This is a genomic window from Streptomyces sp. NPDC030840 (assembly GCF_055572015.1).
Window position 1 is genome coordinate 270,315 of record NZ_JBVIEE010000005.1, and the last position, 21,456, is coordinate 291,770.

At 71.6% G+C, this 21,456-nt stretch carries 24 protein-coding genes; 20 read left to right on the top strand and 4 right to left on the bottom strand.

Annotation, left to right across the window (positions count from 1 at the left end; all coding sequences use genetic code 11):
* Positions 1-154 precede the first annotated feature (154 nt).
* The 17 genes from ACZ49J_RS14120 to ACZ49J_RS14200 all read left to right on the top strand — a co-directional run bounded on the left by ACZ49J_RS14120 (position 155) and on the right by ACZ49J_RS14200 (position 14,233).
* Positions 155-400, top strand: a complete 246-nt coding sequence (locus tag ACZ49J_RS14120; protein ID WP_467447933.1) for a hypothetical protein — start codon at positions 155-157, stop codon at positions 398-400.
* Between the two features lie 213 nt (positions 401-613).
* Complete coding sequence (locus ACZ49J_RS14125; protein ID WP_467447934.1) at positions 614-946, top strand: hypothetical protein; 333 nt, start codon at positions 614-616, stop codon at positions 944-946.
* A gap of 113 nt (positions 947-1,059) precedes the next feature.
* Positions 1,060-1,848: an enoyl-CoA hydratase/isomerase family protein gene (locus tag ACZ49J_RS14130; RefSeq protein ID WP_467447935.1), complete on the top strand. Its 789-nt coding sequence runs from the start codon at positions 1,060-1,062 to the stop codon at positions 1,846-1,848.
* A 5-nt stretch (positions 1,849-1,853) separates the two neighbouring features.
* Entirely contained in the window at positions 1,854-2,240 is a 387-nt protein-coding gene (locus tag ACZ49J_RS14135; protein ID WP_467448276.1) for a Zn-ribbon domain-containing OB-fold protein, read from the top strand.
* Positions 2,237-3,382: a thiolase family protein gene (locus ACZ49J_RS14140; RefSeq protein ID WP_467447936.1), complete on the top strand. Its 1,146-nt coding sequence runs from the start codon at positions 2,237-2,239 to the stop codon at positions 3,380-3,382. The genes ACZ49J_RS14135 and ACZ49J_RS14140 overlap by 4 nt, the downstream gene beginning before the upstream one ends.
* Positions 3,383-3,425: 43 nt before the next feature.
* Positions 3,426-4,682 (top strand): acyl-CoA dehydrogenase family protein, encoded by a 1,257-nt coding sequence (locus tag ACZ49J_RS14145; RefSeq protein WP_467447937.1) that lies wholly within the window; start codon positions 3,426-3,428, stop codon positions 4,680-4,682.
* The gene (locus ACZ49J_RS14150) at positions 4,679-5,653 is read left to right on the top strand and encodes a phosphotransferase family protein (RefSeq protein ID WP_467447939.1); all 975 of its coding nucleotides are present in this window, start codon (positions 4,679-4,681) and stop codon (positions 5,651-5,653) included. Before ACZ49J_RS14145 ends, ACZ49J_RS14150 begins: the two co-directional genes overlap by 4 nt.
* A 50-nt stretch (positions 5,654-5,703) precedes the next feature.
* Positions 5,704-6,996 carry an acyl-CoA dehydrogenase family protein gene (locus tag ACZ49J_RS14155; RefSeq protein ID WP_467447940.1) on the top strand — a complete coding sequence of 431 codons (1,293 nt, stop codon included), beginning with the start codon at positions 5,704-5,706 and terminating at the stop codon, positions 6,994-6,996.
* On the top strand, positions 6,993-7,769 hold the full coding sequence (locus ACZ49J_RS14160; protein WP_467447942.1) for an SDR family oxidoreductase: 777 nt from the start codon (positions 6,993-6,995) through the stop codon (positions 7,767-7,769). Before ACZ49J_RS14155 ends, ACZ49J_RS14160 begins: the two co-directional genes overlap by 4 nt.
* A complete protein-coding gene (locus ACZ49J_RS14165; protein ID WP_467447943.1) occupies positions 7,766-8,539 on the top strand; it encodes an SDR family NAD(P)-dependent oxidoreductase in 774 nt (257 codons plus the stop codon). Before ACZ49J_RS14160 ends, ACZ49J_RS14165 begins: the two co-directional genes overlap by 4 nt.
* Positions 8,536-9,345 carry an enoyl-CoA hydratase/isomerase family protein gene (locus ACZ49J_RS14170; protein WP_467447945.1) on the top strand — a complete coding sequence of 270 codons (810 nt, stop codon included), beginning with the start codon at positions 8,536-8,538 and terminating at the stop codon, positions 9,343-9,345. Before ACZ49J_RS14165 ends, ACZ49J_RS14170 begins: the two co-directional genes overlap by 4 nt.
* A gap of 26 nt (positions 9,346-9,371) precedes the next feature.
* Positions 9,372-10,520, top strand: coding sequence for an acetyl-CoA C-acetyltransferase (locus tag ACZ49J_RS14175; RefSeq protein WP_467447946.1), 1,149 nt, complete (start codon positions 9,372-9,374; stop codon positions 10,518-10,520).
* An 84-nt stretch (positions 10,521-10,604) separates the two neighbouring features.
* Entirely contained in the window at positions 10,605-11,228 is a 624-nt protein-coding gene (locus tag ACZ49J_RS14180) for a TetR/AcrR family transcriptional regulator (protein WP_467447948.1), read from the top strand.
* A gap of 313 nt (positions 11,229-11,541) precedes the next feature.
* Positions 11,542-11,922, top strand: coding sequence for a nuclear transport factor 2 family protein (locus ACZ49J_RS14185; protein ID WP_467447950.1), 381 nt, complete (start codon positions 11,542-11,544; stop codon positions 11,920-11,922).
* Positions 11,919-12,296: a hypothetical protein gene (locus ACZ49J_RS14190; protein ID WP_467447951.1), complete on the top strand. Its 378-nt coding sequence runs from the start codon at positions 11,919-11,921 to the stop codon at positions 12,294-12,296. The genes ACZ49J_RS14185 and ACZ49J_RS14190 overlap by 4 nt, the downstream gene beginning before the upstream one ends.
* Positions 12,297-12,372: 76 nt before the next feature.
* Entirely contained in the window at positions 12,373-12,693 is a 321-nt protein-coding gene (locus ACZ49J_RS14195; protein WP_467447954.1) for an EthD family reductase, read from the top strand.
* A 28-nt stretch (positions 12,694-12,721) separates the two neighbouring features.
* Positions 12,722-14,233, top strand: coding sequence for a class I adenylate-forming enzyme family protein (locus ACZ49J_RS14200; protein WP_467447956.1), 1,512 nt, complete (start codon positions 12,722-12,724; stop codon positions 14,231-14,233).
* Between the two features lie 304 nt (positions 14,234-14,537).
* Here the strand turns inward: ACZ49J_RS14200 and ACZ49J_RS14205 are convergent, their stop codons facing one another.
* The 4 genes from ACZ49J_RS14205 to ACZ49J_RS14220 all read right to left on the bottom strand — a co-directional run bounded on the left by ACZ49J_RS14205 (position 14,538) and on the right by ACZ49J_RS14220 (position 18,111).
* On the bottom strand, positions 14,538-15,623 hold the full coding sequence (locus tag ACZ49J_RS14205) for a phosphotransferase family protein (RefSeq protein WP_467447958.1): 1,086 nt from the start codon (positions 15,621-15,623) through the stop codon (positions 14,538-14,540).
* Entirely contained in the window at positions 15,620-16,822 is a 1,203-nt protein-coding gene (locus ACZ49J_RS14210) for an acyl-CoA dehydrogenase family protein (protein WP_467447959.1), read from the bottom strand. Before ACZ49J_RS14210 ends, ACZ49J_RS14205 begins: the two co-directional genes overlap by 4 nt.
* 106 nt (positions 16,823-16,928) lie before the next feature.
* On the bottom strand, positions 16,929-17,126 hold the full coding sequence (locus ACZ49J_RS14215) for a hypothetical protein (RefSeq protein WP_467447960.1): 198 nt from the start codon (positions 17,124-17,126) through the stop codon (positions 16,929-16,931).
* A 103-nt stretch (positions 17,127-17,229) separates the two neighbouring features.
* Positions 17,230-18,111: a LysR substrate-binding domain-containing protein gene (locus ACZ49J_RS14220; RefSeq protein ID WP_467447962.1), complete on the bottom strand. Its 882-nt coding sequence runs from the start codon at positions 18,109-18,111 to the stop codon at positions 17,230-17,232.
* 71 nt (positions 18,112-18,182) lie between these two features.
* Here ACZ49J_RS14220 and ACZ49J_RS14225 point away from each other — a divergent pair, with 71 nt between their 5' ends.
* From ACZ49J_RS14225 to ACZ49J_RS14235, 3 genes are read left to right on the top strand one after another with little or no spacing between them, the layout of a single operon-like run.
* Positions 18,183-19,388 (top strand): thiolase family protein, encoded by a 1,206-nt coding sequence (locus ACZ49J_RS14225; protein WP_467447963.1) that lies wholly within the window; start codon positions 18,183-18,185, stop codon positions 19,386-19,388.
* The gene (locus ACZ49J_RS14230) at positions 19,385-20,080 is read left to right on the top strand and encodes a 3-oxoacid CoA-transferase subunit A (protein ID WP_467447964.1); all 696 of its coding nucleotides are present in this window, start codon (positions 19,385-19,387) and stop codon (positions 20,078-20,080) included. Before ACZ49J_RS14225 ends, ACZ49J_RS14230 begins: the two co-directional genes overlap by 4 nt.
* Complete coding sequence (locus ACZ49J_RS14235) at positions 20,077-20,757, top strand: 3-oxoacid CoA-transferase subunit B (protein ID WP_467447966.1); 681 nt, start codon at positions 20,077-20,079, stop codon at positions 20,755-20,757. Before ACZ49J_RS14230 ends, ACZ49J_RS14235 begins: the two co-directional genes overlap by 4 nt.
* The last annotated feature ends 699 nt before the right edge of the window (positions 20,758-21,456 follow it).

The following is a 21,456-nucleotide window of genomic DNA, read 5'->3' on the forward strand; positions in this document are numbered from 1 at the left end:
CTCCCGCGCCGCTGTCCGACCGAAGCGTGGCGCCCCGATCAGGGACGGGTGATCGCGGGCGACGAGCGATCCGTACGCCCCTGCACGGGCTGCAACGAGGGCTGCCGGACCTTCGAGCCCACCGGGTCGGTCTGTCGGCCGCCGCGGTGCAGAGGTGACCGTCCACGACACGGCCCGGCAGGCCGGCGGGCAGGCACGCTTCGCCTCCCTCGCCTCGCACATTCCCGCTTGTCGGAGGTTCGTCGACTACCAGCGCGAGCAACTCGCCGACCTGGGCGTCCGGGTGTTGCTGGGCGATTCGCCGGGGCCGGACGAGCTGGGGGAGCACACGGAGATCGTGCTCGCCGCCGGCGCGCGGGAAGAGCCCGTCCGCGTGCCGGCGCGCTTCGGACACACATGAGTTCCGAGCTCCTGCGCCGGTACGAGGGAGTTGTGGCGGACGCGCCCGTCGTCGCCGTCCTCGACGACGGGTTCGGCTGGTGGCAGGGCATCGGCGCGGTGGAGAGCGCGCTGGCGACCGGTGCGAGGGAGGTCGCCTTCATCACCCCCGCGACCGGCTTCGCGACCGGCCTGTCGCCGGAGAACCGCACGCAGCTGATGCACCGGCTCACCGGTGCGCCCCCTGCGTGTCGTCGCGCTGAGCGGGGTGGCCTCGACGTCCTCCGGCGGCGTGCGCCTGCGCCACGTCCTGGACGGTCGGGAGACGTCCCTGGCCGCCGATGTCCTGGTCACCGTTGGCGAACGCCTTCCTCGCCGCCCCGGCTTCTCCCCGGCCGTCCACCGGACCGTCGGCGCGGTCGGCGACTGCGTCGTGCCGCGCCGCGCACGCCGTCGCGGAGGGACGCGCCGCCGCCGAGGCCTTGGCCGCACGGCCCGCGAGGCCGCTGTGACGCGGTGTGTGTCCATCGGCTCGGTGACGGTCACATCGACACCGATCAAGAGCTGAATCCGATTCGGTTTGATGTGATCACGGGGTTGACAGGCGCCCGCGAGACTCACAGACTCATAGTGAATTCAGTTCAGTTCAGTTCAGTTCGGTTCGATCGGAGGGGTTGGAAGATGGCAGTGGAGGACGAGATCCAGTTCGAGCGTGACGGCCACGTCGCCCGTGTGTGGCTCAACCGCCCGTGGAAGAAGAACTGCGTCACCGTGCCGATCCTGGACCGGCTCGACGAGATCATCACGGAGGTCGACGAGGACCCCGAGCTCCGGGTCCTGGTGGTGCGCGGCCGCGGCGGCACCTTCTGCTCGGGCTTCGACCTCGACAGCCTGAAGGCCGACTACGTCGGCAAGTCGAACGCGATCGACGTGGCCGTGAAGTCCGCGAAGGTGTGCGACCGCCTGTACTCCATGAAGACCCCCTCGGTCGCCGTCCTGGAGGGCCACGTCACCGCCGGCGGCTTCGAGATCATGATCTCCTGCGACTTCGCCATCTCGGCGGACGACGCCAAGATCGGCGACTTCCACATCCGCCGCGCGCTGTTCGGCGGGGCCGGTCCGATCTACCGGGTGCCCCGCATGATCGGCATCCGCAAGACCAAGGAGCTGATGCTCACCGGCAAGCTCCTCTCCGGTGTCGAGGCCGCCGAGTTCGGACTGATCAACAAGTCCGCACCGGCGGACAACCTGGACGCGACCGTCGAGGACTTCATCGGAGACCTCGTCGACAAGAGCCCCTTCACGATGTGGCTCACGAAGATGACGATCGACCGCAGCCTCGACGCCGACACCCAGTCGCTCATGGTGATGGAGCACCTCGCGGTGGGCGTGGCCCTCAACTCCGAGGACGCCAACGAAGGGGTGTCGGCGTTCCTGGAGAAGCGTGAACCCAAGTGGCAGGGGCGCTGATCCGGATGGCCACGGATCCGCGGAGTCCGGCCGTCGCCGTCGGGCTCCAGGGCTCACGCTGCTCCGGCTGCGCGGTGACCGTCTGTCCCGCGGAGGACACGTGCCCACGCTGTGGGGGACCGGCCGACGAGACGGTCCTCCAGGGCACCGGCACCCTGTGGACCTGGACGGTGCAGCGGTACGCCCCCAAGTCACCGCCCTACCAGATGCCGCCCGGCGGCTTCGAGCCGTTCGCGCTCGGCTACGTCGAGCTGACGGAGGGCGTGCGGGTGGCCGCCGTACTCGACGTCGACGACCTCGGCGCCGTCCGCATCGGCATGCCCCTCACGGTGACCGCGGGCCACGGCGTCCCCCGGGCCAGGCCCACGACCCCCGGCGAGGAGGGCTCATGAGCACCGACGTCCTGATCTGTGGCGCCGGGCGCACCCCGTTCGGCCGGTCGGAGGCCAGCGGCCGGGAACTAGCCGTCGGTGCGGTGAACGCCGCGCTGGCGGACGCCGGGATCGAGTGGTCGCGGGTACGGGCCGCGTTCGGCGGCAGCGACAACGCCGGCCTCGCCGACACCCTGGTGGCCCGACTCGGGCTCACCGGACTGCCGTTCGTCAACGTCAAGAACGGCTGCGCCACCGGCGGCAGCGCGCTGGTCTCCGCCGTGAACGCCATCCGCTCCGGTATGGCGGACGTCGTCCTCGCCGTCGGCTTCGACAAACACCCGCGCGGCGCCTTCGACCCGAGGCCCGAGGACTGGGGACTGGGTCCGCAGTACGGCAGCGACGGGCTCATGGTGACCACCCAGTTCTTCGGCATGAAGATCCAGCGGTACATGCACGACCACGGCATCACAGCCCGCACTCTGGCCCTGGTCGCCGAGAAGGCCTACCGCAACGGTGGTCTGACCCCGGAGGCATGGCGCCGCAAACCCGTTTCCGCCGAGGAGATCCTCGACTCCGGCATGGTCAGCGATCCCCTGACCCGCTACATGTTCTGCTCCCCGGGAGCGGGCGCGGCCGCGCTGGTGCTGTGCTCACCCGAGGCCGCACGCACCCTGGAGAGCACGCCGGTCACCCTGCGCGCGGCGGTGGTACGCACCCGGCGCTTCGGCTCGTTCGAGGTGTTCAGCCCCTGGATCCCCGCGGGCCCGCTCACCAGCGTCAGCCGTGACGCCTCGGCCGCCGCCTTCGAGGAAGCCGGGATGGGGCCCGGCGACATCGACGTCTGCCAGGTGCAGGACACCGAGAGCGGCGCCGAGGTCATGCACCTGGCCGAATGCGGGTTCTGCGAGGACGGCGAGCAGGAGCGGCTGGTCGCCTCCGGCGCCACGGAGATCGGCGGGAGACTACCGGTCAACACCGACGGCGGCTGCATCGCCAACGGTGAACCCATCGGAGCCTCGGGACTGCGCCAGGTCTACGAGATCGTCCAGCAACTGCGCGGCCGGGCAGGCGATCGCCAGGTCCCCGGCGAACCGAGGACCGGATTCACCCATGTGTACGGAGCCCCCGGCGTGAGCGCCTGCACGGTGCTGTCCCGCTGACCTTCCCTTGTATGTCCCCTGCCGATCGGAGGTGGAAGAAGCGATGAACGCCAGCCCGGAAGCCGGCGCTTTCCCGGAACCCGAGGCGTTCCGCGCCCAGGCCCGGCAGTGGCTCGCCACGGTCGCCCGGCCGCGGGCCGTCGGCGGGGAGTGGGGCAGCGGCTCCGACTCCGTCGCCGTGTTCGAGAACTGGACCGAGGAGCAGGAGCGCGAACACACCGCCCGCACCCAGGAGTGGGAACGCACCCGCTACGACCAGGGATGGGGCGCCCTCAACTGGCCGCAGGAGTACGGGGGACGGGGCCTTCCCGCGTACTACGAGCAGCTCTACCGCACCGAAGAGGCCGCCTTCGACGTGCCCCACCGCACCGAGATCTTCCCGGTGACGCAGCAGCTCGTCGCCCCCGCGATCGGCATCTGGGCCACCGAGGAGCAGAAGGAGCGCTGGCTGCGGCCCATGCTGCGCACCGACGAGCTGGCCTGCCAGCTGTTCTCGGAGACCGAGGCCGGCTCCGACCTCGCCGCGGTGCGTACCAGGGCGGTGCGCGAGGATGGCGGTACCTCCCGCTCGAGCGAAGCCGAGAGTGGGGGACACTGGGTGCTCCAGGGGCACAAGGTGTGGACCTCCGGGGCGCGCGTCGCGACCTGGGGCGTCGCGGTGTGCCGCACCGATCCGGACGTACGCAAGCACGCCGGCATCACCGTCTTCCTGGTGCGCATGGACGCGCCCGGAGTGACGGTACGGCCCATCCAGCAGATGACGGGCGGCACCAGCTTCAACGAGGTCTACCTCGACGGTGTGGTGGTGCCCGACACCGATCGGCTGGGGCCGGTCGGCGAGGGCTGGCGGGTCACGCTCAGTGTGCTGGCCGCCGAACGGCTCGACTCCGGCGGCCTCGGCCTGGACAACGCCGACCGGGCCCTGGACCTCGCCGGGCACATGCCCCGCCCGCTCACCGGCAGCGAACGGCAGCGGGCCGCCGACCTCCACATCCGCACCCTCGTCCAGCGGCTCATCGGACTGCGCGTGACCGCCGCCCTCGTCGCCGGACGCGAGCCCGGCGCGGAGGCCTCGGTCGGCAAGCTCTACGCCACCGAGACCATGCGGCGCACCAGCGACCTGGTCTCCGAGCTGCTGGGACCGACCCTCGTCGCGGACACGGGGGAGTGGGGCACCTACGCCTGGACGGAGCACCTGCTCGGCGCCCCCGGATACAGCATCGCGGGGGGCACCGACGAGATCCAGCGCACCATCCTCGCCGAGCGTGTGCTCGGTCTGCCGAAGGAGCCCCTCCGATGAGCACGGCCACGCGGGTGCCGGAGCTGTCCGTCCGCGTCCGCGACCGGCTCGCCCGCCGCCATCCGGGCGCCCCGGTCGGCGAGTTGGCGGTGCTGCCGGGCGGCCACTCGGGGCTGACATATTCGATCACCGCGGGGGACGCCAGGTATGTCGTCAAGGCCGTGCCTCCGGGGCAGAAGCCCGTCGGGCGCAACGACGTGCTGCGTCAGGCGCGAGTGCTGGGAGCGCTGGCCGGTTCCGCGGTGCCCGTGCCGGGCGTCGTCGCCGTCGACGAGACACAACCGGCCTGGTTCGCCATGGAGTTCGCGCCCGGGGAGGCCGTCGAGCCGGTGCTCGACGAGCCCGGGGTGCCCGCCGCGACGGCCCGAGCCCGGATGCTGGGGATCGCCGCGGTACTGCGGCGGCTGCACACCACCGACACCCGCACGCCCGGGCTCGATCCGCCCGAACCGCTCGACGCGGCCGGGGAGCTGGAACGGTGGAGCCGCACCCTGCACGCCGTCCCCACCGAACTGCGCCCTGGTGGCGAGGAGTTGCTCGCACGTCTAGCCCGAGATGTGCCCGGCGGCCTCCCACCGGTTCTGCTGCACGGGGACTTCCGGCTCGGCAACGTGCTGTGCGTCGACGAGCGTGCCGTGGCGGTCGTCGACTGGGAGATCTGGAGCACCGGCGACCCGCGCATCGACCTCGGCTGGTTCCTGCTCTTCGCCGACCACCGCAACTTCCCCCAGCTGGGGCGTGCCGTGCCCGGCCTGCCCGGGGAGAGGGAACTGCTGGACGCCTACCTCGACGGCCGGCCCGCCCTGCCCGCGATGGACTGGTTCCGGGCGCTCGGCCGCATGAAGATGGCCGCGATCATGGGCCACAACCTGCGCCGGCACCGTGAGGGCAAGCACCACGACCCGGACCAGGAGCGACTGCCGCCCACCATCGCCGCGATGATCCGCACGGCACGCGACATCCTCGGCTGATCCGGACCGACCACACGAATCCCGGACACGAATCCCGGACAGGAGCAATCGTGGATTTCGGATTCTCGCCCCGAGCGAGTGAACTCCAGGACCGCATGCGGTCGTTCATGGAGCAGCACGTCCTTCCCGCGGAGGCTGTCTACGACCGGCAGCTCGCCGAGGCGGACGACCCGCACGCCCTGCCGCCCGTGATGACGGAGCTGAAGGAGAAGGCGCGTGCCGAGGGCCTGTGGAACCTCTTCATGGCGCACAGCGACTGGGGCGCGGGACTCACCAACCTCGAGTACGCGCCGCTCGCCGAACTGGCGGGCCGCTCGATCATCGGCCCCGAGGTGTTCAACTGCTCGGCCCCCGACACCGGCAACATGGAACTCCTCGCGCTGTACGGCACGCCCGACCAGCAGGAGCGGTGGCTGCGCCCCCTGCTGGACGCGGAGATCCGCTCGTGCTTCGCCATGACCGAGCCGGAGGTCGCCAGCTCCGACGCCCGCAACATCCGTACCCGTATCACCCGCGACGGCGACGCCTACGTCGTCAACGGGCGCAAGTGGTACACCTCCGGGATCCTCGACCCCGACTGCGAACTGATCATCCTGATGGGCAAGACCGATCCGGACGCGCCCACCTACCGGCAGCAGAGCATGCTGCTCATCCCCCGGGACACCCCGGGCGTCACGGTCCTGCGCGACCTGCCGATGTTCGGCTACACCGACCGGCTCGGACACGGTGACGTGCTCTTCGAGGACGTCCGCGTGCCGGCGGAGAACATCCTCGGGGACGAGGGAGAGGGCTTCGCGCTCGCCCAGGGGCGGCTCGGTCCGGGCCGGATGCACTACGCGATGCGCGCCGTGGGCTTCGCCGAGCGCGCCCTGCAGCTGATGTGCGAGCGCGTCACGGCACGCAGCGCCTTCGGCGGACCACTCGCCGACCAGGGCGTGGTGCGCGAGTGGATCGCCCGCAGCCGCATCGAGATCGAGCAACTGCGCCTGCTCGTCCTGAAGTCCGCCTGGCTGATGGACACCGTCGGCAACGCCGCCGCCCGTATGGAGGTCGCCGCGATCAAGGTCGCGGCGCTGGAGGTCGCCCACCAGGTGGTCGACCGCGCGGTGCAGGCGCATGGCGCCGCGGGGGTCAGCGACGACACCGTACTGGCCCGGCTGTACGCCATCACGCGGGCACTGCGCATCGCCGACGGCCCCGACGAAGTGCATCTGCGCACGGTGGCCCGCGAGGAACTCGCCAAGTACCGCGACAGGACCGGGCACGACAAGACCGGGCACGACAAGACCGGGCACGACAAGACCGAGCAGGAGAAGACCGACATGAAGGCAGGGGCAGCGTGAGCGCCGGCACTCTCGACGGCCGGGTCGCCGTCATCACCGGCGGATCCCGCGGCATCGGGCTCGGCATCGCCACCGCCTACCGAGCGGCCGGCGCGCACGTGGTGATCGCGGCCCGCAAGGCGAGCGGACTCGCCGAGGCGCGCGAGGAGTTGCTGCGCGTCAAGGGCGACGGCGACGTGCACACGGTCGTGGCCAACGCCGGCGAACCCGAGCAGGCCGAGGCCTGCGTCGACGAGACCATGGCCCGCTTCGGCCGTCTCGATGTCCTCGTCAACAACGCGGCGACCAACCCGTACCACGGCGATCTGCTCGACCTTGACCTGCCGCGCGCGGAGAAGACCGTACGCGTCAACCAGTACGGCATGATCGCCTGGACCCGGTACGCCTGGCGGGCCTGGATGGCCGAGCACGGGGGAGCGGTGGTCAACATCGCCTCCGTAGGCGGGCTGATCGTCGATCCGCACATCGGCTACTACAACGCCACCAAGGCCGCCATGCTGCACATGACCCGGCAGCTCGCCTACGAACTCGGGCCCCGGGCCCGGGTGAACGCCATCGCTCCCGGCCTGATCAAGACGGAGCTGGCCCGGGCGGTGTGGGAGGTCCGGGAGCCGATCCTCACCGCCCAACTGCCGCTGCGGCGCCTCGGCACGGTGGAGGACGTGGCGAACGCGGCGCTGTTCCTGGCCTGTGACGCCTCCTCCTGGATGACCGGCCAGACCCTCGTGCTCGACGGCGGAGCCACCGCCCTGCCGATCGGGGTGGACGAGTGAGCGGGCCACGACCCGCCGCCGAGCTGTTCTCGCTCCAGGGCAGGACGGCCGTCGTCACCGGCGCCTCCGCCGGGCTCGGCGCACGCTTCGCCGCGGTCCTCGCGCAGGCGGGCGCCACCGTGTTCGCCGCGGCCCGCCGCATCGACCGGCTGAAGGAACTCGCCGACTCCGACGCGCGTATCCACCCCGTGGCCTGCGACGTCTCGCTCGCCGACGACCGTACGCGGCTCGCCCGGACCGCGCTGACCGCTACCGGCCGTCTCGACATCCTGGTCAACAACGCGGCCACCCCGGGCGAGACGCGCGCCGAGGACGAGTCGCCGGACGCCTTCGCCGACGTCCTCGGCGTCAACCTCACCGCGCCCTACCACCTGGCCCGCCTCACCGCCGAGGCACCCGGTGACACGGGCGGCAGGAGCATCATCAACGTCTCCTCCATCCTCGGCCTGGTGACCGCCGCGCCCCTGGGCGGCGCGAGTTACTCCGCGTCCAAGGCCGGACTGATCGGACTGACGCGTGAGCTGGCCGGACAGTGGGGAACGAGCGGCACCCGCGTCAACGCGCTCGCCCCGGGCTGGTTCCGCACCGAGATGACCGCGGACCTCTTCGGCGACGAGCGCTCCAGCCGCTGGGTCGAGCGCAACACCCTGCTGCGGCGCGGCGGCGACGGCCATGAACTCGACGGCGCGCTCCTGTTCCTCGCCTCGGACGCCTCCTCGTACTGCACCGGGCAGGTGCTGACCGTCGACGGCGGATGGACGGCGCGATGACGGCCGGAGCGACGCGGGTCGGCATCGACATCGACGACTGCGGCCTGGCACGCCTCACCCTGCGCCGGGGCGAGGCCGGCAACGCAATCGACCTGGACATGGCGCGCGGACTGCTTCAGGCGGCGCGGACCTGCGCACGTGAGGCCGTACGGGCCGTGCTGCTCACCGGCGAGGGAAAGTCCTTCTGCGTCGGCGGCGACCTCAGGGAATTCTCACAGCTCTCCGGCAAGGCGCTGGAGAAGCACCTGACCGCGGTGACCGACGCGCTGCACGACGCCCTGCGTACGTTCGCCGCGAGCGACGCGCCCGTGGTGGCCGCCGTGCAGGGTGCCGTGGCGGGCGCCGGCATCGGTCTGGCCGCGGCCGCCGATGTGACCCTCGCCGCCGACGACGCCTCGTTCACCGCCGCGTACACCGCCATCGGTTACTCACCGGACGCCGGAGTCAGCTGGTTCCTGCCCCGTCTCCTCGGCCCGAAGCGGGCCCTGGACCTGCTGCTGACCAACCGCCGCGTCCCCGCGGCCGAAGCCGCGGCGATCGGACTGGTGACCAGGACCGTGGCCCCCGACCGGCTCGCCGCCGAGGCCGAGCGCACGGCCGAGGTGCTGCGCCGGGGACCCACCCCCGCCTTCGGGGCCACCCGCCGGCTCGTCGCCGCCGGGCTGACCGCTGACCTCGGGCCGCACCTGGACCGCGAGGCCCGTGCGCTCGCCGCCGCGGCCGCGTCCGACACGGGCCGTGAGGGCGTCGCCGCGTTCCTGGGCAAACGGGCGCCCGACTTCACGCACATCCCGCCCCGCCCCTGAACCTGTACCGAACCCTGGAGCCCACCGTGCCGGAAGCATTCGTCGTCGGAGCCGTCCGTACCCCCGTCGGCCGCCGCAAGGGCGCCCTCAGCGGCGTGCACCCCGCCGACCTCGGCGCCCATGTGCTGCGCGCCCTGCTCGAACGCACCGGGGCCGACCCGGACGCCGTCGACGACGTGTACTTCGGCTGCGTCAGCCAGCTCGGAGCGCAGACCGGGAACATCGCCCGCACCGCCTGGCTGTCGGCGGGGCTGCCGCAGCACGTACCCGGCACCACCATCGACCGCCAGTGCGGTTCCTCCCAGCAGGCCGTTCACTTCGCCGCGCAGGCGGTGGGCTCCGGCACCGCCGACCTGGTGGTCGCGGGCGGGGTGGAGGTGATGAGTCTGGTGCCCATCGCCAGCCCCATGGTCGTCGGTGAGCAGGCCGGCATGGGCAGCCCGTTCGCCGGGGACGGCTGGCGCGAGCGCTTCGGGAACCAAGAGGTGTCGCAGTTCCGCGGGGCCGAGCTGATCGCCGAGAACTGGGGCGTCTCCCGTACCGACATGGAACGGTTCGCGCTGACCAGCCACCAGCGGGCCCTCGACGCCCAGGCCCACGGCGTCTTCGACGACGAGATCACCCCGGCCTTCGGCCTCACCGCCGACGAGGGCCCGCGCGCGGACACCAGCCGCGAGAAGATGGCCGGTCTGAAGACCCTCACCGAGGGCGGCCGGCTCACCGCGGCCGTCTCCAGCCAGATCTCCGACGGCGCCGCCGCCCTGCTGATCGCCTCCGCGGAGGCGGTGCGCCGCCACGGTCTGACCCCGCTGGCCAGGGTGCACACCATGGCCGTGGTCGGCTCCGACCCGATCCGGATGCTGACCGGCCCGATCCCCGCCACCGAGAAGGTCCTGAAGCAGGCCGGGCTGTCGATCGGCGAGATCGACCTGGTCGAGATCAACGAGGCGTTCGCCTCCGTCGTCCTGGCCTGGCAGAAGGAGACCGGCGCCGCCTCGGAACGGGTGAACGCCTTCGGCGGCGCCATCGCGCTCGGGCATCCGCTCGGCGCCACCGGCGCCCGGCTCATGACCACGCTCGTCCACCAGTTGCGCAGGACCGGCGGCCGCTATGGTCTGCAGACGATGTGCGAGGGCGGCGGCATGGCCAACGCGACCGTGATCGAGCGGCTTTGACCGGAAGCCGATTGGCAACTGAGTTCAGCTTGGGTCTACTCTCGGGTACGCACGAGTGGGCGGCAGCCGGGAGACAGGTCAGCCATGGCGACAAGGATCGTTGAACCGGAAGCGGGGCCGAGGTCCAAGCGGGCCGCCATTCTGGCGGCCGCCGTCGACCACTTCGGCGAGGAGGGCTTCGAGGCCACCAAGTGGTCCACGGTGGCGAAGCGGGTCGGCATCGGACAGACCGCGCTGTACCACTACTTCGAGTCCAAGACCCACTGCCTGCTCACCATCATGCGGCAGGAGCTGCAGCGCTCCCACGACAAGTTCACGGAGACCACGGCGGACGTGGAGGACCCGGTGGAGGCGCTCCGGGCGGCCGTTCGCGCGGCGTACGACGTCTCCGACCAGGAGGTCCTGCAGATGCGCATCCTGCAGAACCACATGGACCTGCTCTCCGGCCCGCGCAAGTCCCAGCGGGAGGAGGCCGAGCGCGTCGCGGCCCGCCGGCTGGTCCAGCTCGTCGAGCGGGACTGGACGAACCTGCTGGTGCGGGGTATGTCCCAGGGCGCGTTCCCGCTGCGCGACGCGCAGCTCCTGGGCGCGAGTGTGCTGGGCCTGATCGTCAGCGTCTGGCGGTGGTACCGGCCGTCCGGGCCGACGCCGCTGTCGGAGGTCAGCGAAGTGATCGAGGGTGCCTGCGAGCGGATGGTCGCCACGTGACGCCCTGAGAGCCTGTGCCATGTCCCCGGCCGGGCGCGCGGCGTCCGGCCCTCCGGCGCCCTGCGATCGCACGCACCGGACGCCGCGCGCTGGTCCGGCCGAGGACAGGACACAGGCTCTGAGCGTCCCGGCTTGTGGCCCCCGGCGATTTCCGCCGGGGGCTTTGTCGTGCCGGTGGTGCGACACGGCTGTTGTCCCCGCGGCTCCGGGATGCACTATTGCCAGGCCGTTTCCCCGCGATTACGATCCTAACTGAATTGAACTTGGCTCAATTCGATCACCGCGAGCGGTCGCCGACCGAAGGGGTTCACTCATGACGTTGCGCGCATACATGGCCGGCATGGACAGCCGGCACCCTGGGCGGACGCTTCAGCTGCTCGAACCCGACTTCCGCTTCCTCATCGCCCTGCCGGGCAAGGAGGTCACCGGAAAGTCCAGGGAGGACTTCGCGGCGTACATCGCCGGCCGCAACGCCGTGGACCGGACGCACGAGATCCTGCGGTACAGCCGGGACGGCGACCTGGAGACCGTCTACGGAGTGGTGACGGAGGGCGGGCGGTACGCCGGTTCCTTCCTCTCGGCCGCGGTGATCTCGCCCGGCGGACTCCTGGCCCGCTACCAGTCCTTCTTCACCACGTCCTTCGAACTCGTCGACTGGGCCGGGCAGGCCACGAACGACAGGAGCCGGGCATGACCGACACCTCGGCCGGGGCCCCCTTCCTCACCGCGTGGTTCGAGATCCTCGACGGCGACGAGCCGTCCCGCGTCCTCGACCTGATCAGCGACGACTTCTCGCTCTCCATCCTCTTCTCCACCGGCGACGGCAAGGCCACCGACTTCGCGGGCGACCGCGCGGCCCTCGTGGGCTACCTCGAACAGCGCGAGAAGGGCACCCGCACCCACCACAGGCTGTCGGCGACCACCCTCGGCCAGGACGAGCTCTTCCTGGGGGAGGTACGACGCGCGGGTGTCCCCGAGGCGAGCTTTGTCGCCGCCGGGCGGGTGAACGACGAGGGCCGGCTGCAGCGCCTGCTGATCGGACGCTCGTCCGAGATCCGCTTCACCTGACCGTGTTCGCACTGACCGTGTACGCGCGCACGCCCCGTCCGATCGACGTACGACCGACCACGCACGGAGGACCGTCATGTACAACCTCGTCCTGCTGGCAGCGCGGCCCCCGGAGTGGACGCACGAGCAGTTCATCACGTGGTGGCGCGGCGACCACGCGGAGCTGACCTACCGCCTGCCGGGACTGCGTGCCTGGCGGCACACCGAGATCGACGCCGCTCTGGAGCCCCGCTCCGAAGGCTGGGACGGGATCTCCGTGCTCAGCTTCGACTCGCCGGAGGACCTGAGGAAGGCCCTCGCGAGCCCCGAGTGGGCCGAGGCCGTCGCACAGGTCGGTGACATGAGGGGCCGCCGCATCGCGGTCATGGGGCACGAGGCGGAGATGTTCGCCGCCTGACGTTCGGGACATCGCAGCGAGGGACAAGATGCGACAGGTAGTGCGGGAGTTCCAGCAACAGGCGAACGAGGCGGACTTCGTCGCCGTCATCGACGACGCGGGCAGCCATACCGCCCGCCAACTGCTCGACGAGGCCACGCCGATGGCCGCGGCGCTGTCCACCGGGAGCCCGGACGGAGCGGGCCGCACCGTCCTCGTCCAGGCCGACAACTCATGGCGTACGGTCGCCGCCACCCTGGCGGTCGGCCTGACCGGTGGCGTCATCGCGGTCGTCAACCGGCACACGACCCGCGCCGAGTTCACCGCGGCCTGGGAGGACATCCGCCCGGACGCCGTGGTCGCCGAGCCCTCCGCGATGGACGAATGGGCGGTGGCCGAACGGCTCCCGGGCCCGCCGCAGCCGGTGCTCGACGGCTGGACGTGCCTGGCCACGCCCCGCACACGAGGAGTGTCACGCTGGTCGGGCGGCGCCCTGATCGGCCTCACCTCCGGATCGACCGGGCGGCCCAAAGGCGTCGTGCAGTCCGAGTCCGCCCTGCGCTACGCAGCCACGAGCACCATCACCGTCAACGGCCTGTCGCCCGGCGACGCCGTCGCCGCGATCGTGCCGCTGTCGTCGACGGCGGCGTACTGCTTCGGTGTCTATCTCTCGCTGCTGCTGCGCGGGCCGCTCGCCATGACGGGGAGGTGGGACAGGGCCGTCGCCCTGCGGCGGCTGGCCGACGCCGAGGTCCGCTGGACCATGTGCGTACCGACCATGGCGCTGCAGATGGGCGCCGAGGCGGCCGGCTCCGGCATCCTTCGCGGAGTCCGGTCGATCACCGTCGGCGGTGGGCCGATGGACCGCGGAGCGCTGGCCCGGGCGGAGCGGTCACTGGGCACGAGGATCCTGCGCGTCTTCGGCATGTCCGAGTGCCTCGGCCACACCTCGCCGAGCCCCGACGACCCCGAGGAGATCCGTCTCGGCAGAGACGGCCGTCCCTTCCCGGGCACGGACGTACGCGCGCTCACCCCCGACGGGCAGATCGCCGGACCCGGGGTGACCGGCCGGGCGCAGGTGCGCGGCCCTTCCCTGTTCCTCGGCTACGCCCGCGACGGCGAGGTGGCGCCTGCGGCACTCACTCAGGACGGCTACCTGCCCACCGGCGACCTGCTGATGACCCACGAGGACGGCACCATCAGCATCATGGGCCGCGAGAAGGACATCATCATCCGCGGCGGCCGCAACATCGACATCACGGAGATCGAGCGCGCGGTGGCCAGTTACCCGCGCGTGGCCAGGGTCTGTGTCGCGGCGGTTCCCGACGACGTGCTCGGGGAACGCGTGGCACTGCTCGTCGTCACCGAGGACGGCGGCGGCATCGACCTGCCCGAGGTGACCGGGCACCTGGAGAGCGTCGGCCTGTCCAAGACAAAATGGCCCGAATTCGTGTACGGCGTCCAGGAGTTGCCCCAGACCAAGGTCGGCAAGCTCGACCGCGGCGGGGCCAGGGACCTCGCCGTCCGACTGCATGCCCGGACGGCCGACGACCGGTCCTGACGAGGCGACCAAGCGCGGACGGTGCCGTCACACACGCCGACGGGTTGCGATCCCGGGACAGTGCAAGACAAGGAGGAACATGACACCGCGGGCCGACCAGGGCCCGTGGGCCGCAGCCGGAGTGCGGACCGTACAGCCCGGCGTGCACCGCGTTCCTCTGCCCCTTCCTGAAAAGACGACCTGCACGCGGTCAACGCCTGCCTTCTGGAGGACCACGCGCACGGGCGCGGTGACCTCAAGGCCAGGTGACCTCGCCGGCGAAGGAGGGGCGCCGGGCCGGCCGCCCCCCCGGGGCCGGCAGACCCTAGGACAGCAATTCCAACCCGGAGCGCAGCAGCGCCGGGACCGCGGAGCCGACCCGTTCGAAGCCCGTCCCGACGGTCTGCCCCGCGCGGTAGCGGGCGTGGATGCCCTCGGCGATGACCGCCAGCTTGAAGCAGCCCAGCGCCTGGTAGAAGGGCAGGCCTTCGACGTCCCGGCCGGAGCGCCTGGCGTACCGCTCGGCCAGCTCGTGGCCCGCGGGGAAGCCGGGGTTGGCCGTGGGAACGTGCCGCGCCCCGAGCACCGGCTCGCAGACCGGGTCCCAGTACATGAGCAGCATCCCGAGGTCGGCGAGGGGATCACCGAGCGTGGCCATCTCCCAGTCGACGATCGCGGCGATCCGCCCGAAGTCCCCGGGTGCCAGGATGGTGTTGTCCAAGCGGTAGTCGCCGTGCACGATCGCCGCCGCGCCGCTCACGGGCAGGGCGCGGGCGAGTCGTCGGTACAGCGTTTCGAGGTCGGGCAGCGCTCGGGTGGCGACCTTGTCCCACTGGCTGCGCCACCGCCGCACCTGGCGCTCCAGATAGCCGTCGGGGCGGCCGAACCCGCCGAGCCCGACAGCGGCGGCGTCGACCGAGTGCAGCGCCACCAGGGCGTCGACCAGCGCGTCGGCGCTGCGCCGTGCGTCGGCCGGGGGCAGCGCGGCTGCCTCGTCACCGTCGCGCAGTACGGCGCCCTCGACGAAGTCGACGACGCAGAACGGCGCCCCGATCACCGCCGGGTCCGTGCACGACAGCACGGCTCGGGCCACCGGCACTCCGGTGCCGCCGAGCGCTGCGACGACGCGGTACTCACGGTCCATGTCGTGCGCGGTCGGCGTGAGCACGCCCAGGGGCGGCCGGCGCAGCACCCACCGGTGTGTCCCGTCGCTCACCTCGTAGGTGAGGTTGGACCGCCCGCCGTGCAGCAACTCCATCCTCAACGGACCGGCGCACTGCGGCACATGCTGTTCGAAGTACCGCTGCAGGGCGGAGCCGTCGATGCCGACCACGGCCGTGTCCGGCGCGGTCGCTGTCGCCTGCGGTGGTGCCGTCACCGTGGCCTTCGGTGCGTTGTCCGACGCTGTCATCGCGCGGCCCTCCGCTCCCGCGCCGCCCGCACCGCGCGTTTGGCGATGGCCCAGCGGTGGGTCTCGGACGGGCCGTCGTAGATCCGGAACGGACGCACCTCCCGGTACAGCCGTGACAGCGGGGCGTCCCCGGAGATGCCGAGCGCGCCGCACACCTGCACGGCTCGGTCGACCACGCGGTTCACCGCCTCCGAGACGTACGTCTTGGCGATCGAGGTGTGCTGGGCCGCCGAACGGCCCTGGTCCAGTTCCCAGCAGGCCCGCAGCAGCACCGCGCGACTGGTCTCGATGTCGATCTCGGAGTCGGCCAGCAGCTGCTGCACCATGCCCAGTTCGGCCAGCGGCCCACCGAAGGCCGAGCGATCCACCGCACGCTCCAGGGCGATGTCCTGTGCCCGGCGCGCCACCCCGAGCCAGCGCATGCAGTGCGTCATCCGCGCGGGCCCGAGACGCACCTGGGCGTACGCGAAACCCTGGTCCACCTCGCCCAGCACGGCGCCGTCGCCCACTTCACAGCCCTCGAAGACGACCTCGCTGTGTCCGCCGAACAGGCCCTGATCCAGGGTGTCGATGTTCCGGACGACCTTCATGCCCGGGTTGTCGGCGTCCACGAGGAACATCGTGGCCCCGCCCGCGTCCCCCGGGCCGCCGCTCGTGCGGGCCATGCAGATGGCGAAACCGGCGCCGTCGGCGCCGCTGATGAACCACTTGCGTCCGTCGATCCGCCAGCCGCTCCCGGTCCTCGTCGCCGTGGTGGCCAGCGCGCGGGGGTCGGAACCCGCACCCGGCGCCGGCTCGGTCATCGCGAAACACGAGCGCACCTCACCGGCCGCCAGCGGACGCAGATACCGCTCCTTCTGCTCCTCGGTTGCGACCACGTCGAGCAGATGCGTATTGCCCTCGTCCGGCGCCGCGCAGTTGAGCGCGAGCGGGCCCAGCAGCGAGTATCCGGCCGCCTCGAACACCACTGCCTGGCCGCAGAGATCGAGCCCGAGTCCGCCCCACTCCACCCCCACATGCGGAGCGAACACGCCGGCGGCCCGGGCCGCCTCCTGCAACCGCCGCCGCAGCGGCTCGGGCCCGTCATGCACGTTCCCGTCGCACGCCCGCTCCTCCGGCAGCACGACGTCGCGGACGAACGCAGTGGTGCGCGACGCGATGTCGGTGACTCTCTCGTCGGCTTCGAACCCGATCGACATGTTGATCCCCTGACGTCGGCTACTATGCATTAGCCATCACAGGGGGAGTGGCTCTGGATGTCAAGGTTTCTCCCTGTGGATGCGGGATGAAGGGCGGGAGGGGTGGCTAACAAACACTAGCCCTACCGCGGGACGTCAGTTGGGATGGAGTCTCGTCATGCAAGGTCATGCTCTCCGTGCCGCTGATGGCGGTGCCCGCGCTGTTCTCGGTGACGGTGACGGTGACGGTGACGGTGACCTCGGCCGAGCCGGACTTCTTGCCGTCCAGGGTGTACGTGCCCTGCGGCAGGTGCTTCCGCGGCATGCCGCGTGCGACCTGCCGACCCTGCGGACTGCCCCGGCCGACGTGGTCGGGCAGGATCGCCGCGCCTCGGGGGAGGAGGGTCTGGCGTCGGTCGGTGGGCGTCTCAGAGGGTCGCCCGGATGATGTCCACAGCGCGCTGCAGATGTGGCTCCGCGCGGTCGGCGCGGTGGGCGACGGCCAGCTCCACACGTGCGTCGGCACCGGCCAGCGGTAGGTAGGTGACGCCGTTGAGCGCCAGCGCGGTCACGGGCTCGGGCACCACGGCGACGCCGAGGCCGCCGGCCACGAGCGTGACCAGCGTCGAGGTTTCGCCGACCTCGTGGCGGATGTGCGGTTCGACGCCGGCGTCGCGCAGAAGGCCCAGCACGACGTCGTACATCACCGACCGGCGGTCGGCGGAATGCACGATCAGGTCGGCACCCGCGAGGTCCGCGGCCCGCAGCCGTTTCCGCCGGGCGAGGGGATGGTCGACCGGTACGGCGACGACGAGCCGGTCCCGTCGCAGGGTGCGCACGGTGAGGGAGAGGTCGGCCGCCACAGGGCGCAACAGCGCGACGTCGATCGCGCCGGTGCGCAGCGCCTCGACCTGGTCGGGCGCGAGCATCTCGCCGCGGAAGGAGAAGTCGACGCCGGGAAGCTCCTCCGTGAGCCGCCGCGAGAGCGCGGGCAGGAGGCTGTACGTGGCCGAGCCCACGCACCCGATCACGAGGTGGCCCACCGAGCCGGCCGCGACGCGCCGTGCGTGGTGGGCGGCCTCGTCGACGTCGGCGAGGATCGCGCGCGCCCGTTCGAGGTAGGCCCGGCCGGCCTCGGTGAGATCGACGCGGCGGGTGGTGCGGTGGAACAGCTCGACCCCGAGCTCGGCCTCGAGCTGGCGGATCTGCTGGGACAGCGGCGGCTGGGCCATGTGGAGCCGCTCGGCGGCGCGACCGAAGTGGCGCTCCTCGGCCACCGCCACGAAGTACCGCAGGTGGCGCAGATCCATATGTCGTCCATATCAATCGGATCAGATATGCGTACTTCAGAATATCGCGTGCCGGGGCTAGCGTCGTTGCCATGAGTGCTTTCCTGTACGCCGCGACGCGGACACCCTTCGGCCGCTTCAACGGCGCGCTGGCCGGGGTCCGTCCTGACGACCTCGCCGCCGCCGCGATCACCTCGACGCTTGCCAGGGTGCCCGGCCTCGACCATGCCGCGATCGACGACGTGGTGTGGGGCAACGCCAACGGCGCCGGCGAGGAGAACCGCAACGTCGGCCGCATGGCGGCGCTGCTCGCCGGGCTTCCGGTGAGCGTGCCCGGCACCACGGTCAACCGGCTCTGCGGCTCGAGCCTCGACGCGGCGATGATCGCCAGCCGGGCGATCGAGTCCGGCGATGCCGACGTGGTGTTGACCGGCGGGGTGGAGTCGATGACGCGTGCGCCGTGGGTGCTGCCCAAGTCGGCGAAACCGTTCCCCGCCGGCGACGTCACCGCGGTCTCGACCACGCTCGGCTGGCGGCTGGTCAACCAGCGGATGCCGAAGGAGTGGACGGTCAGCCTCGGCGAGGCCAACGAGCAGCTCCGGGAGCGCTTCGGGATCTCCCGCGAGCGGCAGGACGAGTTCGCCGCACGCTCCCACCAACACGCCCAAAGGGCATGGGAGTCGGGCTTCTACGACGACCTGGTGGTGGCGGTCGAAGGCGTCGACCTGACCCGCGACGAGGGCATCCGGGCCGGATCCACACCAGAGGTGCTGGCGGGGCTCAAGCCGGTTTTCCGGACACCGGAGCAGGGCGGCACCATCACCGCGGGCAACGCCAGCCCGCTCAACGACGGTGCCTCCGCGGTACTGCTGGGCAGCGAGAAGGCCGCGGCCACGATCGGGGCCGACCCGATCGCCCGTGTCGCCGGCCGCGGCGTGATGGCGCTGGAGCCGCAGGCCTTCGGCTACGCCCCGGTGGAGGCGGCCAACCGTGCGCTGTCGCGGGCCGGGATCGGCTGGGACCAGGTGGGCGCGGTCGAGCTCAACGAGGCCTTCGCCGTACAGTCGCTCGCCTGCCTCGACGCGTGGAAGATCGACCCCGCCATCGTCAACCAGAAGGGCGGCGCCATCGCGATCGGACACCCGCTGGGTGCCTCGGGCGGTCGCATCCTCGCCACGCTGGCCAAGGTGCTGCGCGAGACGAAGCAGCGCTACGGCGTCGCAGCGATCTGTATCGGGGTCGGTCAGGGGCTGGCCGTCGTACTGGAGAACTGCGATGTGACGGAGCCGGTCCGATGAGCAGGGCGGAGATCGTCGAGAGCGCCGATGCAGCGGTCGCCGGGATCGAGGACGGGTCGACCGTGCTCGTCGGCGGTTTCGGCCTGGCCGGGATGCCGTTCGATCTGATCGAGGCGCTCATCCGGCAGGGCGCGAAGGACCTCACCATCGTGTCCAACAACGCCGGCAACGGCGACGTCGGGCTGGCCGCGCTGCTGGGTGCCGGCCGGGTGCGCAAGGTGCTCTGTTCCTTTCCGCGCCAGGTCGACTCGTGGGTCTTCGACGGGCTCTACCGCGAGGGGAAGATCGAACTCGAGGTGGTGCCACAGGGCAACCTCGCCGAGCGGATGCGCGCCGCCGGTGCCGGCATCGGCGCGTTCTACTGCCCGACCGCGGTCGGCACACCGCTGGCCGAGGGCAAGGAAGTGCGGGAGATCGACGGCCGCACGTACCTGCTGGAGTACCCCATCAAGGGCGACTACGCGCTGATCGGCGCGCACGTCGCGGACACGCTGGGCAACCTCGTCTATCGCAAGACCGCCCGCAACTTCGGACCGGTCATGGCCACGGCCGCGACGACGACCATCGTCCAGGTCGACGAGGTCGTCGAGCCCGGCACGCTCGATCCGGAGGCGATCGTCACCCCGTCCATCTACGTCGACCGGGTCGTCCAGGTGGAGGCCCGTCACTACACCGTGCAGGGGGCACGATGACCACCACGTCCAGCGGCCGTGCGTACGCCGGGGCGCCGATGAGCGCCGACCACCAGCTGTCGATGGACGAGCTGGCCTCCGTCATCGCCCGCGACATCCCGGCCGGAGCCTTCGTCAACCTCGGTATCGGCCAGCCCACCAAGATCGCCGACCACCTGCCGGCCGACTCCGGAGTGGTACTGCACACCGAGAACGGCATGCTCAACATGGGTCCGAAGGCCGAGGGCGACGCCGTCGACCCCGACCTGACGAACGCCGGCAAGGTCCCGGTGACCGAGCTGCCGGGGGCCGCGTACTTCCACCACGCCGACTCCTTCGCGATGATGCGCGGCGGGCACCTCGACGTCTGCGTCCTCGGGGCCTACCAGGTCGCCTTCGACGGCTCCCTCGCCAACTGGCACACCGGCAGGCCCGACGACATCCCCGCTGTCGGCGGCGCCATGGACCTTGCCATCGGAGCGAAGGACGTCTACGTGATGATGACGCTCTTCACCCGCTCCGGTGAGCCGAAGCTCGTGCCGCAGTGCACCTACCCGCTCACCGGCGTCGGCTGCGTCAGCCGCGTCTACACCGACTGCGGAGTCTTCGCCGTCGGGCCCGAGGGCGTACGGGTCCGGGAGACGTACGGCATCAGCACCCACGAACTCGCGGAGCGACTCGGCATCACGCTGTCCTAGGGCGGATCATGCCGGGCCACCGTGCGCGGTCACAGGGCGGGCGAACTGCCGGTTTCTGAACCGGTCGGGAGCCGGGAGCCGGGAGCCGGGACCGGGAGGGCATGGTCGGCTGTACGACGCGGGCACGGGCGGCCGTCGGACCTGCGTGGGCCTTCCCCGACCGGTGACGGCAGGTCGCCCCTGCCGTCACCGACCACCGGGGCCGGGATTTCTCACCGCCGGGCCGGGCACGTTTCGGCTCTCGGCGCGTCCGGCCCGGCCCCTGTCACGCGCGCGGGTGGAGCGAGCTCGATGTCGTGGCTCTCCGTACCCGAGCCTGTCGCCGCAGCACCCTGTTCGCGCGGGACAGCAGTGTGCATTCTTGGCTTGCGGCTCACGGCGCCGTCATGCAGCTCACCGATCACTGGCCGTTCGTCCGCCTACCTGCCTCCTTGGCTCGCACGTCCGCCTGGATGGAGGCCAGTCCCTCGGCGGACAGCCGCGGGCGGTCCTTGGGGTCGCGGTGGAACCTCGACCAGAACGAGCCGGGACTGGGGCAGCGCGTGTCAGGAGCGGCAAGGTGCCCTGGTGCTTCGTATGACGAGGTGTGGTGTGACGACGACTTCTCGTTCGTCGTCCGTCGCCCCGCCTCCAGCCGGGCGACGGCCCGGCGCGCCAGCGAGGGGGGCCTGCCCGACCGTGGTGAGTTGGACGTGGGCG

Coding starts and splice junctions, on each gene's coding strand:
- ACZ49J_RS14130 (WP_467447935.1), top strand. CDS start 1,060: ATGGCAGTGGAGGACGAGATCCAGTTCGAGCGTGACGGCCACGTCGCC.
- ACZ49J_RS14135 (WP_467448276.1), top strand. CDS start 1,854: ATGGCCACGGATCCGCGGAGTCCGGCCGTCGCCGTCGGGCTCCAGGGC.
- ACZ49J_RS14140 (WP_467447936.1), top strand. CDS start 2,237: ATGAGCACCGACGTCCTGATCTGTGGCGCCGGGCGCACCCCGTTCGGC.
- ACZ49J_RS14145 (WP_467447937.1), top strand. CDS start 3,426: ATGAACGCCAGCCCGGAAGCCGGCGCTTTCCCGGAACCCGAGGCGTTC.
- ACZ49J_RS14150 (WP_467447939.1), top strand. CDS start 4,679: ATGAGCACGGCCACGCGGGTGCCGGAGCTGTCCGTCCGCGTCCGCGAC.
- ACZ49J_RS14170 (WP_467447945.1), top strand. CDS start 8,536: ATGACGGCCGGAGCGACGCGGGTCGGCATCGACATCGACGACTGCGGC.
- ACZ49J_RS14180 (WP_467447948.1), top strand. CDS start 10,605: ATGGCGACAAGGATCGTTGAACCGGAAGCGGGGCCGAGGTCCAAGCGG.
- ACZ49J_RS14185 (WP_467447950.1), top strand. CDS start 11,542: ATGACGTTGCGCGCATACATGGCCGGCATGGACAGCCGGCACCCTGGG.
- ACZ49J_RS14190 (WP_467447951.1), top strand. CDS start 11,919: ATGACCGACACCTCGGCCGGGGCCCCCTTCCTCACCGCGTGGTTCGAG.
- ACZ49J_RS14195 (WP_467447954.1), top strand. CDS start 12,373: ATGTACAACCTCGTCCTGCTGGCAGCGCGGCCCCCGGAGTGGACGCAC.
- ACZ49J_RS14200 (WP_467447956.1), top strand. CDS start 12,722: ATGCGACAGGTAGTGCGGGAGTTCCAGCAACAGGCGAACGAGGCGGAC.
- ACZ49J_RS14205 (WP_467447958.1), bottom strand. CDS start 15,623: ATGACAGCGTCGGACAACGCACCGAAGGCCACGGTGACGGCACCACCG.
- ACZ49J_RS14210 (WP_467447959.1), bottom strand. CDS start 16,822: ATGTCGATCGGGTTCGAAGCCGACGAGAGAGTCACCGACATCGCGTCG.
- ACZ49J_RS14215 (WP_467447960.1), bottom strand. CDS start 17,126: ATGCCGCGGAAGCACCTGCCGCAGGGCACGTACACCCTGGACGGCAAG.
- ACZ49J_RS14220 (WP_467447962.1), bottom strand. CDS start 18,111: ATGGATCTGCGCCACCTGCGGTACTTCGTGGCGGTGGCCGAGGAGCGC.
- ACZ49J_RS14225 (WP_467447963.1), top strand. CDS start 18,183: ATGAGTGCTTTCCTGTACGCCGCGACGCGGACACCCTTCGGCCGCTTC.
- ACZ49J_RS14230 (WP_467447964.1), top strand. CDS start 19,385: ATGAGCAGGGCGGAGATCGTCGAGAGCGCCGATGCAGCGGTCGCCGGG.
- ACZ49J_RS14235 (WP_467447966.1), top strand. CDS start 20,077: ATGACCACCACGTCCAGCGGCCGTGCGTACGCCGGGGCGCCGATGAGC.